Origin of the sequence: uncultured Arthrobacter sp., from assembly GCF_947493765.1 — a bacterium.
Lineage (GTDB): Bacteria > Actinomycetota > Actinomycetes > Actinomycetales > Micrococcaceae > Arthrobacter_D.
On sequence record NZ_CANLSZ010000001.1, the window covers coordinates 476,372 to 490,155 of the forward strand.

The 13,784-nt window shown below is 72.6% G+C and carries 12 protein-coding genes and 1 pseudogene; 3 read left to right on the forward strand and 10 right to left on the reverse strand.

All coding sequences use genetic code 11. From position 1 onward, the window contains the following. Positions 1 to 33 precede the first annotated feature (33 nt). Positions 34 to 513: an MGMT family protein gene (locus tag Q0747_RS02185; RefSeq protein ID WP_298251611.1), complete on the reverse strand. Its 480-nt coding sequence runs from the start codon at positions 511 to 513 to the stop codon at positions 34 to 36. 81 nt (positions 514 to 594) lie between these two features. Between Q0747_RS02185 and Q0747_RS02190 the strand changes: the two genes are divergently transcribed. After that, positions 595 to 1,383, forward strand: a complete 789-nt coding sequence (locus tag Q0747_RS02190) for a 3'-5' exonuclease (protein ID WP_298251612.1) — start codon at positions 595 to 597, stop codon at positions 1,381 to 1,383. A 22-nt stretch (positions 1,384 to 1,405) separates the two neighbouring features. After that, entirely contained in the window at positions 1,406 to 1,927 is a 522-nt protein-coding gene (locus tag Q0747_RS02195; protein WP_298251613.1) for a DUF1697 domain-containing protein, read from the forward strand. Positions 1,928 to 1,996: 69 nt separating this feature from the next. Here the strand turns inward: Q0747_RS02195 and hemL are convergent, their stop codons facing one another. From hemL to hemE, 8 genes and pseudogenes are all read right to left on the reverse strand, one after another. Further along, a complete protein-coding gene (hemL, locus tag Q0747_RS02200) occupies positions 1,997 to 3,334 on the reverse strand; it encodes a glutamate-1-semialdehyde 2,1-aminomutase (protein ID WP_298251614.1) in 1,338 nt (445 codons plus the stop codon). A gap of 8 nt (positions 3,335 to 3,342) precedes the next feature. After that, positions 3,343 to 4,329, reverse strand: a complete 987-nt coding sequence (hemB, locus tag Q0747_RS02205; RefSeq protein ID WP_298251755.1) for a porphobilinogen synthase — start codon at positions 4,327 to 4,329, stop codon at positions 3,343 to 3,345. Positions 4,330 to 4,413: 84 nt separating this feature from the next. Further along, positions 4,414 to 5,214 (reverse strand): annotated as a pseudogene (locus Q0747_RS02210) (uroporphyrinogen-III synthase); the annotation flags it as partial. A gap of 6 nt (positions 5,215 to 5,220) precedes the next feature. After that, entirely contained in the window at positions 5,221 to 6,165 is a 945-nt protein-coding gene (hemC, locus tag Q0747_RS02215; protein ID WP_298251615.1) for a hydroxymethylbilane synthase, read from the reverse strand. Beyond that, on the reverse strand, positions 6,165 to 7,319 hold the full coding sequence (locus tag Q0747_RS02220) for a ferrochelatase (RefSeq protein ID WP_298251756.1): 1,155 nt from the start codon (positions 7,317 to 7,319) through the stop codon (positions 6,165 to 6,167). Before Q0747_RS02220 ends, hemC begins: the two co-directional genes overlap by 1 nt. 47 nt (positions 7,320 to 7,366) lie before the next feature. Then, on the reverse strand, positions 7,367 to 8,086 hold the full coding sequence (hemQ, locus tag Q0747_RS02225; protein ID WP_298251616.1) for a hydrogen peroxide-dependent heme synthase: 720 nt from the start codon (positions 8,084 to 8,086) through the stop codon (positions 7,367 to 7,369). A gap of 71 nt (positions 8,087 to 8,157) precedes the next feature. Further along, a complete protein-coding gene (gene hemG / locus Q0747_RS02230) occupies positions 8,158 to 9,672 on the reverse strand; it encodes a protoporphyrinogen oxidase (RefSeq protein ID WP_298251617.1) in 1,515 nt (504 codons plus the stop codon). Positions 9,673 to 9,674: 2 nt separating this feature from the next. Next, positions 9,675 to 10,736: a uroporphyrinogen decarboxylase gene (gene hemE / locus Q0747_RS02235; RefSeq protein ID WP_298251618.1), complete on the reverse strand. Its 1,062-nt coding sequence runs from the start codon at positions 10,734 to 10,736 to the stop codon at positions 9,675 to 9,677. Between the two features lie 192 nt (positions 10,737 to 10,928). Here hemE and Q0747_RS02240 point away from each other — a divergent pair, with 192 nt between their 5' ends. After that, on the forward strand, positions 10,929 to 12,293 hold the full coding sequence (locus Q0747_RS02240) for a glutamyl-tRNA reductase (protein WP_298251619.1): 1,365 nt from the start codon (positions 10,929 to 10,931) through the stop codon (positions 12,291 to 12,293). A 182-nt stretch (positions 12,294 to 12,475) separates the two neighbouring features. Here the strand turns inward: Q0747_RS02240 and moeB are convergent, their stop codons facing one another. Then, a complete protein-coding gene (moeB, locus tag Q0747_RS02245) occupies positions 12,476 to 13,723 on the reverse strand; it encodes a molybdopterin-synthase adenylyltransferase MoeB (protein WP_298251620.1) in 1,248 nt (415 codons plus the stop codon). Positions 13,724 to 13,784: the final 61 nt, after the last annotated feature.

A 13,784-nucleotide genomic window follows, 5' to 3' on the forward strand; every position in this document is an offset into this window, starting at 1 on the left:
CCAACCCCACCACACTCCACGGACAATCAGCGCTCATCCCACGGACGTACCGGGGTCCGTGTCCCTGCCGTCCCCCACGGCGTGGAGGACGGCGCCGAGGTTCTCGATCGCGGTCTGCTCCTGGGCGGTGGGCCACCACCGGGCGAGCACGAGGTCAACACGGTAGTCGGCGTCGTCCATCGCCTCGGCGGGTACCCGCAGGGGTGTGCCCTCGGCGTCGTAGTGTGGCCTGGCCCGACCTGCCAACCCGCCGGCCGGGAATCCGCCGGAGCGCAGCACGCGCCACCACGGGACCTCCCGCGTACTGCGCGAGAGGGCGCGCCCGACCTGGCGCGGACCGCCGCAGCCCAGCAGCTCGGCGACATCGCCGTAGGTCAGGACACGCCCGGCAGGGATCAGCTCGGTGACGGCGAGGACGGCCCCCGCGTAGGCACCGGGGTCCACGGCCGGCGCGGCTCCCGCGGCCCCGCGGCCCACCGCTGTCGTTCCGCGGGCGGCCTCCGGTGCTTCCATGTGCTCAAGACTAGGCGGCGGTGCCGGTTTCCGCGGGGCGGCGAACCCCGATTGGTCGGACCCCACCGGTAGCGTGAGGCCATGACGAGCTGGCACGAGGAACCACGGGCGGCCTTCGACCTGGAGACGACGGGACGCGATCCGGCGGGCGCGCGCATCGTCACCGCGACGGTCGTCCTCGTGGACGGGGACGGTGAGATCCTCGAGCACCACGAATGGCTGGCAGATCCCGGCGTCGAGATCCCGGAGGGTGCCGCCGCGATCCACGGGATCACCACGGACCACGCACGGCGCCACGGTCTCCCCGCGGCGGAGGTGGTGCAGGGCGTCGCCGCCGTCCTGACGCGACTGTTCGACGACGGCGTGCCCGTGCTGGCCTACAACGCGCGGTACGACTTCACGGTGCTCGCGCAGGAGGGCCTGCGCCACGCCGTCGGCACGCCCGTCCCCTCACCCGTGATCGACCCGTACGTCATGGACAAGCAGGCCGATCGGTACCGCCGGGGCAAGCGCACGCTCACGGCGGTGTGCGAGCACTACGGCGTGGGTTTCGAGAACGCGCACACCTCCGCCGCCGATGTCCTGGCGACCCTGCGCGTGGGCCGGCTCCTCGCGGACCGGTACGCCTTCCTCCGCAAGTCTGCTCCTGACCTCCATGCCTCGCTCGTGGTGTGGGCGGCCCATCAGGCGGCGAACTTCGAGGAGTATCTCCGGCGGACGGAGCCCGACGCCGTCATCGAGCGCGACTGGCCCGTCCTGCGGTGTGCCGGGGAGAATAGGAGCACCGTGGAGGACAGGACCACCGTGGAGGACAGGACCGCTGTGGAGGACAGGACCGCCGTGGACGCCGGGCGCCCCGCTGCCCCTTGACGCCCGTGGCTATGCTGTCGCCATGTCGAAGTCGGTCGCTCTGATCCGAGGCGTGGGAGGACCCACCGCGCTGCGGATGCCCGCGCTGCGCTCCGCGCTCGAGGACGAGGGGCTCGAAGGGGTGGCGACCCTGCAGGTCGCGGGGAACGTCGTCTTCGAGCCGAGGGGCCGTCCGGCCTCGGCCTGCGCCGAGCTCGTCAGGCGAACCGTCCGTGAGAGCTTCGGCCACGACCTCCCCGTCCTCGTCCGATCCCACCGACAACTCGCCGCCGCCGCGCGCCGCAACCCGTTCGTCGGAACGCAGGAGGGCCGCTGGGTGATGACGGTGTTCCTCGACCGACCACCACGGGCGGACACCGTGCTCGATCCGGCCGGCGGCACCCCGGATCTGTTCGTGGTGGACGGCGCGGAGGTGTTCGTGCGCCACGCCGAGTCCGTGGCGACGTCGAAACTCCAGGCCACGTGGTTCGAGAAGCGACTCGGCGTGATCGGCACCGCCCGCAATGCCAACACCGTCGCGAAACTTGTGCGGCTCACGGCCTGACCGTCGACGACTCGCCGCCGCGGCGGTCGCGGTCGCGGTGGCGGTGGACACCCTTGCTCAGGGAGGGGCTCAGTCGGTCGGCACCGCCGTCGCGGCAGCCTGCGCCGCCGCCGGCAGGGCCGCGAGGACGCGCTCCATGGCGGCGTCGTCGTGCGCCGCCGAGAGGAACCACGCCTCGTACACCGACGGCGGCAGATAGACGCCGGAGTCGAGCATGGAGTGGAAGAACGGCCCGTAGCGGAAGGCCTCCTGGCCCTGCGCGTCGGCGTAGTTCCACACCCCGTGCGCCGACGTCCCGAAGGCGACACTGAAGAGATTCCCCGCGCGCTGGATCGAGTGATCCACCCCGGCCTCGGCGAGCGCGCCCGAGAGGGCGCCGCTCAGCTCCAGGGAGCGCGCGTCGACGTGGCGGTAGACCTCGTCGGTGGCGGCGGTCAGCGTCGCGACACCGGCGGCCATGGCGATCGGGTTCCCCGACAGCGTGCCGGCCTGATAGACCGGGCCGATCGGCGCGAGGTGGTTCATGACGTGCGCGCGACCACCGAGCGCCGCGGCCGGGATGCCGCCGCCGATGACCTTGCCGAAGGTGAGCAGGTCCGGGGTCCAGGGGTGCTCGGCGTCGTCCGCCCCGCCCGTGAGCTTCCAGTACCCGCCGGGGTGGGTGCGGAAGCCGGTCATGACCTCGTCGACGATGAACAGTGCGCCGTGCTCGGCGCTGATGCGGCTGAGGAAGGCGTTGAAGCCCGGTGCAGGTGTCACCACGCCCATGTTGGCCGGGGCCGCTTCGGTGATGATGGCCGCGATGCTCCCGCCGTGCGCGCGGAAGGCCTCCTCGACCGCTTCGACGTCGTTGTACGGCAGGACGAGGGTCTCCGCCGTCGTCGCCTCCGTGACACCCGCCGATCCGGGCAGCGCCAGGGTCGCGACACCCGACCCGGCCGCAGCGAGCAGGCTGTCCACGTGCCCGTGGTAGCACCCGGCGAACTTCACGATCAGATTCCGCCCCGTGAATCCGCGGGCCAGGCGCACGGCCGTCATGGTGGCCTCGGTGCCGGTGGAGACCATGCGCAGGAGCTCGACGGCGGGCACGCGCTCCTGCACGAGCTGCGCGAGCTCGGCCTCCGCGGGCGTCGAGGCGCCGAAGGTGAGCCCGTGGTCCACGGCGCGGTGGACGGCGGCGATGACGTCGGGATGCGAGTGGCCCAGCAGCGCCGGGCCCCACGATCCGACGAGATCCACGTACTGCGTGCCGTCGGCGTCGGTGACATAGGCGCCCTGCGCGTCGACGAGGAAGCGCGGCGTCCCTCCCACCGATCCGAAGGCGCGGACCGGGGAGTTGACGCCGCCGGGCATCAGGGCGCGGGCGCGCTCGTACAGGGTGTCCGACGTGGTGGAGGGCGTGGTCATGGGGTTCCTTAGCTGTGGTGGTCGTCGAGCCAGAGCGCCAGCTCCGAGGCCCAGTAGGTGAGGATCAGCTGCGCACCGGCGCGCTTGATACCGAGGACGGACTCCTCGATGGCGCGCCGCCGGTCGATCCAGCCGTTCGCCGCCGCGGCCTCGATCATGGCGTACTCCCCCGAGATCTGGTAGGCCGCCACGGGCACGGGCGACATCGCGGCGACATCGGCCAGGATGTCCAGGTAGCTCATCGCGGGCTTGACCATCACGAGGTCGGCGCCCTCCTCGAGATCCAGCTCGACCTCCAGGAGTGCCTCCCGCCGGTTCGCCGCATCCATCTGGTAGGTGCGGCGGTCACCGGTGAGCTGGGAGTCGACCGCCTCGCGGAAGGGCCCGTAGAAGGCGGAGGCGTACTTCGCGGCGTAGGCGAGCACCGTGGTGTCCTGGTAGCCGGCCTCGTCCAGGGCCTGCCGGATGACGGCCACCTGCCCGTCCATCATCCCGGAGGGGCCGAGGACGTGCGCGCCGGCGTTGGCCTGCTCCACGGCCATCTGCGCGTAGAGCGCCAGAGTGGTGTCGTTGTCCACGGCGCCGGCGTCGTCGAGCACCCCGCAGTGCCCGTGGTCGGTGAACTCGTCGAGGCAGACGTCGCTCATGACGACGAGTGAGTCCCCCACCTCGCTCCTGACGTCGGCGATCGCCCTGTTCAGGACGCCGTCGGGATCGATCCCCGCGCTGCCGGTCGCGTCGCGGTGCTCGGGGATGCCGAACAGCATGATCCCGCCCACCCCGCGCTCCACGGCCTCCGCCGCGGCGCGCCTGAGCGAGTCGGTGGTGTGCTGGACGACGCCGGGCATGGACGAGATGGGCGAGGGTTCGGTGAGGCCCTCGCGGATGAACGCCGGCAGGATCAGCTCCGCCGGGTGCACGCGGTACTCGGCGACCATGCGCCGCATGGCGGGGGTGGATCGCAGCCTGCGCGGCCGGTGCTGGGGGAAGCTCATGGTCGATCTCCGTTCGGTCTGGGGCAGATGGTCTGTCGTGGTCTGGCAGCCGCCCGCGTCCCGGACGGCGGCGGCGATGCCCTCCGGCGTGGGGCTGGCCGCGGTCGCCGCCGGGCCCCACCCCTCGACGCGCAGTGCCGCTGCCGTGGTGCGGCCGATGGCGACCGCCGTGAAGGTACCCGGTCCGACGCCGGCGGGTCCGCCGGTCAGTCTGTCGCGGAACTGCCGCACGGTGCTGGGGGCGGTGAAGACGACGATCGGCCGTGCGGGACCGGCCAGGAGGTCGAGGGCGGCGGGCACACCGAGCAGCGGCGGCCGGGCGCCGGCCTCCTCGACGCCGGGGACCCTGCGCTCAGGGTCCGCCGGGGACGCCACCGTGCGGTAGGCCTCGACGCGCCGCACGGACCAGCCCAGCCTCGTCAGGCCTGCACGGAGGTCCTCGGGTGCGAGGTCGGACTGCGGCAGGAGGACATCACCTGTGCCGCGGGGGAAGACCGCGAGGATGCCGGTGGCCGACTCGTCGTCGGGGACCAGTGCGACGTCCATGCCCATGCCGCCGAGGAGCTCCGCCGTCGCCGAGCCCACGGCCACCACCCGGGCTCCTCCCGCGCGGACCGCGTCCGCCAGCGTGGTTCCGGCTTCGCGGGCGATCAGCTCCAGCGCCTGCACGGTGTTGCCGCTCGTCACCACGAGCCAGGCATAGGCACCCCGGGCCAGCGCAGCGAGTTCACGGTGGACGGCATCGGTGTCGCCGGGCAGTTCGGTGTCCGTGAGGGGCAGGGCGAACGGTGCGAAGCCCGCGCCCTCCAGCGCGGCCTTCAGGCGTACGGCGCGTGCCGGATGACGCAGGACGATCACCGGCCGGCCCGGTCCGTCGGGTGCCACGGGAGCCTAGGAGGTCAGCGGCGCGATGGCGGCCGCGCCCGCGGCGAGGAGTTCGTCGGCCAGCGCGTGACCGAGCTGCGCCGCTGCATCGGCGTCCGCGGCGGGGGCAGAGCGCGTGAGCCGGAGGATCGACCGGCCGTCGAGGCTGCAGACCACGGCCTCCAGGGCCAGCTCGTCGCCCCGCAGGTGCGCGAGTGCTCCGATCGGGGCGCTGCACCCGGCCTCGAGGCGACGCAGGACGGCGCGCTCGGCCGTGACGGCGAGTCGGGTGGGCGCGTGGTCGTAGGACGCCAGGGCCTCGCGCACGCCCGGTGCGGTACCGCCCTCGCGGCACTCCACCGCCAGGGCCCCCTGCCCGGGCGCCGGCAGCATCACCGCGGGATCGACCAGTTCGGTGATGGCCTCCTCCCGCCCCAGCCGCCGCAGGCCTGCGGCCGCCAGGACCACGCCGTCGAGGTCTCCGGGCGCACCGATGACGAGCCCGGCCACACGGCCGAGGCGCGTGTCCACGTTCCCGCGGATGTCCACCACCTCGATCCCCGGGCGGGCGGCCCGGAGCTGCGCCGCTCGGCGCGGTGAGCCGGTTCCCACCCGGGCGCCGTCCGGCAGCGTGGCGAGCGTGAGACCGTCCCGCGCGCACAGGGCGTCGCGGACGTCCTCCCGCTCCGGTACCGCTGCGACGGTCAGCCCGTCCGCGGGCAGCGTCGGCAGATCCTTGAGCGAGTGCACCGCCAGGTCGCAGCGCTCCTCCAGCACGGCGTCGCGCAGCGCCGCGACGAAGACGCCCGTGCCGCCGATCTGTGAGAGCGAGCCCTTCAGGACATCGCCCTCGGTACGTACCCGCACCAGTTCGTAGGACGACCCGGCGAGTTCCGAGACCCGCTCCGCGACGGTGGTGGTCTGCGTCATCGCCAGGGCACTGCCCCGGGTCCCCACCCTGATCGTCGCCATCACTCGCCGGGGTTCGGCAGCGGGGTCCCTACGGTGGAGTCGACGGCCGCGACGGTGGGCTTCTCCCCCCGCCGGTTGGCGCAGCAGTTGGGCCGGCACACGTCGAACCAGGGGCCCAGGGACGTGGTGGAGGGACGGTCCGCAATGTTGTTCTCGACGGTGCGCTCGAGGATCAGGTCCACGAGGCCCTCGACGAACTTCCGGTGGGTGCCCGGCGTCGGCACCCGGTCCGCGACCATGCCGAGCTCGGCACAGGTCTCCTTCGCCTCGGTGTCGAGGTCCCAGGCCACCTCCATGTGGTCGGAGACGAAGCCGAGGGGCACGATCACGACGCCGCGCACCCCGTTCTCGTAGCGGTCCCGCAGTGCGTCGCTGATGTCCGGTTCGAGCCAGGGGATGTGCGGTGCGCCGGAGCGCGACTGGTAGACGAGCGACCATTCGACGTCGGCCGCCTCGGGGATGCGCTCGAGGACCGCCTGGGCGGTGGCGAGGTGCTGCGCCACGTACGCGCCCTCCTCGTAGGCCGGACCGCCGTCGGCGTCCCGCGGACCCGCGGCCTCGGCGTCGCCCATCGGGATGGAGTGCGTGGAGAACATGATGTGCACCGGGGCGTCGGCGGCGCCCTGCTCGGCCAGACCGGCACGGACCGTGGCGAGCCCGGCGGACACGCCCTCGACGAAGGGCTCCACGAATCCGGGGTGGTCGAAGTACTGGCGCACCTTGTCCACCTCGAGCCGGCCCTCGAGGCCGGTCTTCACGAGCGCCATCCCGAGGTCCTCGCGGTACTGCCGGCAGCTCGAGTAACAGGAGTACGCACTCGTGGTGACGGCGAGCACCCTGCGGTGCCCGGCGTCGTACGCCTCCTGCAGGGTGTCCGCGATGAACGGCTCCCAGTTGCGGTTGCCCCAGTACACCGGCAGATCGATCCCGCGCCGCCGCAGCTCGGCCTCCATGGCGGCCCGGAGGGCGCGGTTCTGGCTGTTGATGGGGCTCACGCCTCCGAACGCGCGGTAGTGGTGAGAGACCTCCTCGAGACGCTCGTCCGGGATGCCGCGGCCGCGGGTCACATTGCGCAGGAACGGGATGACGTCGTCCTGCCCCTCGGGGCCGCCGAAGGAGGCGAGCACGACGGCGTCGTACGCCTTGGGCGCCATCCGGCCGTTCTCGTCGATCCCCTCGCGTGGGTCGAATACCTGAGTGGTCACTGGAGTACCTCTGCAATCTCGTGGTGGGTGATCCGCCGGCCGGTGAAGAACGGCACTTCCTCGCGCACATGGCGGCGGGCCTCGGTCTCCCGGAGGTGCCGCATGAGGTCCACGAGGTCCACGAGGTCGGGGGCCTCGAGTGCCAGGATCCATTCGTAGTCGTTCAGGGCGAAGGACGACACCGTGTTGGAGAGGACCTGCGGGTACTTGCGCCCCTTCATGCCGTGGTCCATGAGCATCTCGCGGCGTTCCTCCATGGGAAGGATGTACCACTCGTAGGACCTGACGAACGGGTACACGCACACCCACTCGGCCGGCGCCACGCCCCGGGAGAACGCCGGGCTGTGCGACTTCGAGAACTCGGCGTCCCGGTGCACGCCCATGGCGGACCACTCGATCTCGGCTCCGGCGAAGGCCCCGGTGCGGCGGAGCTTCCGGACGGCTGCCTGCAGGTCCTCGGCCCGGGGTCCGTGCAACCACACCATGACGTCGGCGCCGGCCCGCATGGCGGAGACGTCGTAGAACCCGCGGAGCACCACGCCGTCCTGCTCGAAGCCGGCGAGGGCCTCCTCGAGTCCCGCGACCTCGGCGTCAGCTGGGCCACCACTGCGCCGGAAAACGGTCCAGAGGGTGTAGAAGAGTTCACCGGGGGCGTCGTCGCCCGCTCCGGTCTGCTGTGCGGCGTGGGTGGGGTTGCTACCGGTTGGCTCAGTCATGACTACAGTTTGCCCCTGTCCGGAGACGATCCGAAATCTTTTTCTTCTACCGTTCGTAGAAGCGACGAACATCACACGGGAGGTCCCGACCCATCGCCTCCCGCTCCGGCCGGCAGGGCGTCCGCGAGCGCCTCCGCCCGGGCACGCGCGTCGTCGATGACCGCCACGAGTCCCGTCCCCGCGAGCCACCCGCCGGTGACGGCGAGGGAGACCGCATGGTCCGCCAGCAGGGCCCTGATCCGGGCCACCCGCTCGCGGTGCCCCACGGCGGCGTGCGGCAGGGCGCCGGCCCAGCGCACCACGTCGTGATCGCGCACGTCCGCCGGCCCGACCGGGATGCCCAGGAGCGCGGAGGCGTCGGCGAGGGCATGGCGGAGCAGGACGTCGTCGTCACTCGCGATGCCGACGTCGGCGGGACGGTCCCCCACGCGTCCGAAGGACAGGCGCAGCACGTGGCGCCCGGGGCCGGCCTGCTCGCGCAGCCACGCCCACTTGGCGGTGGAGTGCGTGAGTGCCTTCGCGGCGACCCCCTCGACGCCGCGCGCCACGAGCACCCCCGTGCCCCGCGGCCGGACGTCGAGTGCGGGGAGGTCCACGAGCAGGGTCACCAGGGCCACGCCCGGCACGGGAGCGGGCCGTTCCGCGGCCAGGGCCGGCAGGCCCGGGGACAGCAGGTCGACGGCGGCCCTGCCCTCGGTGGCGACGACCACGCCGTCGGCGACGAGGCGCCGCTGCGCTCCCGCGCGGCCGGTCATGACGCTCCAGCCGTTCCCGGTGCTCGTCAGGTCCGTGACCTCCTCCCCCGTCCAGAGCCGAGCCCCGGCGGCCTCGAGGTCGGTGACGAGGCGGTCGCGCAGGAGCGCGATCCCGCCGTCGATCCCGCCCACCGCCGCGCCGGCCGGGGCCGCCGCGCGGAGAGCACCTGCGGCGGCCCCCAGCGATCCGAGCCGCGCCATCGTCGCGCGGAGTCCCGGTGCCACGGAGTCGACGTCGAGATCGTCGGGGTCGGCGGAGAAGACCCCGCCCGCAACGGGAGCCACGAGCCGCGCGAGGATCTCGTCGCCCATGCGGGTGCGGACCAGTTCTCCGAGGCTGACACCCGCCCGGGTGGCGAGGGAGCCCACCGGCAGGACGCCGTCCTGCGCGGCGCGCCGCGCTCCCTCCGGGGAGATCATGGCGCTGATCAGGGGATCGGTGGGATCCGCCGGGATCCCGAGCACCCCGGAGTTCGGCAGCGGCAGGGCGGACGCCTGCAGGTCCGGTCCGGGTAGCTGGACCCAGGCGCCGGTCGCCTCGGGTGTCACGAGCCGCTCACCCAGGCCGAGCTCGGCGGCCAGTGCCGGCACGGTCGCGGAGCGCGTGGAGAAGGATTCCGCGCCGCTGTCGAGCCGGAGACCTCCGAGCACCCGACCGTCCACGGTGCCCCCGAAACGGTTGGAGCGCTCCAGCAGGGTCACCCGGACCCCGCGCCGGAGCAGCGTGCGCGCGGCCAGCAGGCCCGCCATACCCCCGCCGATCACCACGGCGCTGTGCTGCCGCGCCGGACCCGCGTGGTCCCGGGCTGCGGCGTCGGCGCGCCCGGTCACGGCTAGGGCTCCAGCGAGTGGATGAGCTCCACGACGCGCGTGAGCACGGCGGGATCCGTCTCGGGCGGTACGCCGTGCCCGAGGTTCACCACGTGTCCCGGTGCCGCGGCCCCGGCGGCGAGCACGTCCCGGACGTGCCGCTCGAGGACGGGCCACGGTGCGGGGAGCAGGGCCGGGTCGATGTTGCCCTGCAGCGGTACGGTACCGCCCAGGCGCCGGTCGGCCTCGTCGAGCGGCAGCCGGTAGTCGACGCCGATCACGTCCACCCCGACGTCGTGCATCGCGACGAGCAGTTCGGAGGTGCCGGTGCCGAAGTGGATCAGGGGCGCGCCGAGGCCGCGCACGTGGTCCAGGGCCCGACGGGAGGCCGGCGCCACATGGGTGCGGTAGTCGGCCAGCGAGAGCGAGCCCGCCCAGGAATCGAAGAGCTGGGCTGCGCTGGCGCCTGCCTCGAGCTGGGCGCGCAGGAACATGCCGGACGCGTCCGCGGCCCACTCGGTGAGGGCCCGCCACGTGTCGGGATCCGCGTGCATCATGGTGCGCGGCCCGAGATGGTCCCGGGACGGCTTGCCCTCGACCATGTAGGCGGCGAGGGTGAAGGGGGCTCCGGCGAACCCGACGAGCGGCGTCGACCCGAGCTGCTCCACGGTGAGTGCCACGGCCTGCCGGATGGGCTCGAGGGCCTCCGGTGTGAGGCGCGGCAGGGCGGCGACGTCGGCGGCCGAGCGGATCGGTGAGCCGAGGACCGGCCCCACACCGGGAACGATGTCCACGTCCACACCGGCGAGCTTGAGCGGGATGACGATGTCGGAGAAGAAGATGCCCGCGTCGACGTCGTGCCGCCGGACCGGCTGCAGCGTGATCTCCGAGGCCAGCTCCGGGACGAGGCAGGACTGCAGCATGTCGGTGCCCTCACGCAGGGCGCGGTACTCGGGCAGTGACCTCCCGGCCTGGCGCATGAACCACACGGGGCGCCGGTGCGGCCGCTGGCCCCGGTAGGCGCGGATGAGTGCCGAGTCGGACGTACGTCCGTCGACCAGCGGGTGCGATGCTCCAAGGTCCATGCACCCGATTCTGCCGAAGATCCCTGCGGAGCGTTAACCGGTGGAGGCGGCCCAGCCCTGCAGCGCCGCTCCCGTGCGCAAGATCACTTCGCCTCGGGTACCACGGGTCCCGCGGATCGGCGCGGGATACCCTCCCGGGTAAGGCCAACCTATTCAGGGAATGGGAGGGGACCTCGGTATGCTGAAGTCACTGTGGTACTTCTTTCACTCGTAGCGACCCACTCGGATGTGGACCTGGAAACCGTAGCCCGACTCAGCGTCGGAGCGCCCCAGGTCCCGTCGGTGGTGCTCGCCGACGACAGGTCCGTCGCGGGCGCCGTCGTCCTGGCCACGTGCAACCGCTTCGAGATCTATGCCGAGGCGCCGTCCGCGGAGGACGTCGAGGCCGCCCGCTCGGCGATCATCTCCACCATCAGCGAGTACTCCGGCATCCCCGAGCAGTCCGTCTCCTCCTCCTTCCGCACCCACACCGGGCAGGACGTGGCGGAGCACCTCTTCGCCGTCGGCGCCGGCCTCGACTCCGCCGTGATCGGCGAGCGGGAGATCGCGGGGCAGGTGCGGCGGGCCCTCATCGAGGCGCAGGGCTCCGGTGCGGCCAGCGGCTCCCTGGTGCGCCTGTTCCAGGCGGCCTCGAAGACCGCCAAGGACGTGGGAGCGCAGACCGCCCTCGGCTCCCGCGGACGCTCGATCGTCTCCGTGGCCCTCGAGCTGGGCAGCGACCTCTCGGCCGACCCCGACTGGTCCCGGAAGTCGGTGGTCCTGTTCGGGACGGGCGCCTACGCCGGAGCGACCGTCGCGGCGCTGAAGGACAGGGGCTGCACCGACATCTCCGTCTTCTCCTCCTCGGGCCGGGCCGAGGCCTTCGTCGCATCCCGCGGTGGCACCGCCGTCTCCGCCGCCGGGCTGGCCGGCGCCCTGGCGCAGGCCGACGTCGTCATCGGGTGCAGCGGCAGCGACGCCCGCATCGACGCCGCCGACCTCGAGCGCGTGCGCGCCGACAGCACCTCGCCGCTGCTCGTGATCGACCTGGCCCTGAGCCACGACTTCGACCCTGCCGTAGGACTGCTCGACGACGTCGAGCTCATCACGCTCGAATCGGTCCGCGCAGCTGCCCCCGACGAGCAGGCCGATTCCCTGGTGCAGGCGAGCGACCTCGTGCGGGACGCGGCACGCGCCTTCGAGGAACAGCAGGGTGCACGCGCGATGAACGCCTCGATCGTGGCCCTGCGCCGCCACACGCAATCGGTGCTGGACTCCGAGATGGAGCGCGTCCGTGCCCAGCACGGCTGCACGGCCGCCGCGGAGGAGGTGGAGTTCGCGCTGCGCCGCATGGTGCGCCAGCTCCTGCACGTGCCCACCGTGCGGGCACGTGAACTCGCCGCCGAGGGACGCCAAGAGGACTACGAGGCAGCGCTCGAAGCCCTGTACGGGATCGATGTGGCGCAGTCCGGCGCACCGAGCGCCACCGCAGGCCGGCCTCCCCGGGCAGTGCCCGGCGACGGCGCCGCGGACGCGGCATGCCCGGTGGACCTGGGTCGTCCCGCGCGCGGAGCCTGAGCCGCGACTTCCTCGGCATGGGCTTCGACGACGGGAATGACCTCCGGTACGTGGGTATCGTCGGCGCCGCTCGCACCGCTTCACTACGTGGGTTCCGCCGGTACGTGAGTCCGACCAGTAGGTGAGTCGGTCCAGTACACGGGCCCGTCCAGTACACGGGCCCATCCAGTACGCGGGCCCGTCTAGTACGTGAGCTTGTCCGGTTCGATCCTGCGGACCCACTCCGTGATGCCGCCCTCCACCGAGTGGACGTCGGTGTGCCCCCGGCCGCGGAGGAACCGGACCACCTCCGCCGACCGGACCCCCGATTTGCAGTGCACGTACGCCGTCCGCGCGGGATCGACGACGGTCTCGCCGTCGAGGATCCGCGCCTTCGGGACGAGCACGGCGCCGTGGATACTCACGATCGCGTACTCCTCGGGACTGCGCACGTCCAGCAGGTCGAAATCCGCCCGGCCCTCGGAGCGCGCCGCGAGGAGCTCCGCGAGATCGTCCACGGAGACCACCGGTACTGCCGCGTCCGGATCGGCTGCCACCGTGTCCGCCGCGCCGGTCGCAGCGGAGGGCAGGCCGCAGAACTGCTCGTAGTCGACGAGTTCGGTGATGGGCGGGCTGGTCGGGTCCGGCCGGACGCGCAGTTCCCGCCAGCTCATCGCGAGCGCGTCGAAGACCAGCACCCGGCCGAGCAGGGTGGTTCCCACACCCGTGATGAGCTTGATCGCCTCGTTGACCATCACGGAGCCGATCTGCGCGCACAGGACCCCGAGCACACCGCCCTCCGCGCACGACGGCACGGACCCCGCCGGCGGCGCCTCGGGGAAGAGATCCCGGTAGGTGGGTCCGTGACCCTGCCAGAAGACGCTGACCTGTCCGTCGAAGCGCAGGATCGAACCCCACACGTACGGCTGGCCCAGGATCGCGGCGGCGTCGTTGACGAGGTACCGGGTGGCGAAGTTGTCGGTGCCGTCGATGATGAGGTCGTACCCGGAGAAGAGCTCGAGAGCGTTCGAGCGCTCCAGCCGCTGCTCGTGCAGCACCACCTCGACGAGCGGATTCACCTCCGCGACGCTCAGGCGTGCGGATTCGGCCTTCGACCGTCCGAGGTCGGCCATGCCGTGGATGACCTGGCGCTGCAGGTTCGACAGCTCGACGTCGTCGTCGTCCACGATGCCGAGCGTGCCCACACCCGCTGCCGCGAGGTAGAGCAGCGTCGGGGAACCCAGCCCCCCGGCTCCGATCACGAGGACACGTGCCTGCCGGAGGCGCAGTTGCGCCTCCATCCCGAACCCGGGAATGATCAGGTGCCGGGAGTAGCGCTCCGCCTCCTCCCGGGACAGGGTGCCGACCGGCTCCACCAGCGGAGGAAGCCCTGCCGGGCTGTCCGCCGACGGCGGCACGGCGACGTGGGCCAGGGGTCCGGAAACAGTCATACCCAAGGGTATGGCGCATCGACGCGGCGATGCCACCGCGGGACCGGCCGGTAAACTGGCG

Bases quoted from the DNA above. Each gene is read 5' to 3' on its own strand.
- Q0747_RS02185 (WP_298251611.1), bottom strand. From the start codon at position 513: ATGGAAGCACCGGAGGCCGCCCGCGGAACGACAGCGGTGGGCCGCGGG.
- Q0747_RS02190 (WP_298251612.1), top strand. From the start codon at position 595: ATGACGAGCTGGCACGAGGAACCACGGGCGGCCTTCGACCTGGAGACG.
- Q0747_RS02195 (WP_298251613.1), top strand. From the start codon at position 1,406: ATGTCGAAGTCGGTCGCTCTGATCCGAGGCGTGGGAGGACCCACCGCG.
- hemL (WP_298251614.1), bottom strand. From the start codon at position 3,334: ATGACCACGCCCTCCACCACGTCGGACACCCTGTACGAGCGCGCCCGC.
- hemB (WP_298251755.1), bottom strand. From the start codon at position 4,329: ATGAGCTTCCCCCAGCACCGGCCGCGCAGGCTGCGATCCACCCCCGCC.
- hemC (WP_298251615.1), bottom strand. From the start codon at position 6,165: ATGGCGACGATCAGGGTGGGGACCCGGGGCAGTGCCCTGGCGATGACG.
- Q0747_RS02220 (WP_298251756.1), bottom strand. From the start codon at position 7,319: ATGGCGCCCAAGGCGTACGACGCCGTCGTGCTCGCCTCCTTCGGCGGC.
- hemQ (WP_298251616.1), bottom strand. From the start codon at position 8,086: ATGACTGAGCCAACCGGTAGCAACCCCACCCACGCCGCACAGCAGACC.
- hemE (WP_298251618.1), bottom strand. From the start codon at position 10,736: ATGGACCTTGGAGCATCGCACCCGCTGGTCGACGGACGTACGTCCGAC.
- moeB (WP_298251620.1), bottom strand. From the start codon at position 13,723: ATGACTGTTTCCGGACCCCTGGCCCACGTCGCCGTGCCGCCGTCGGCG.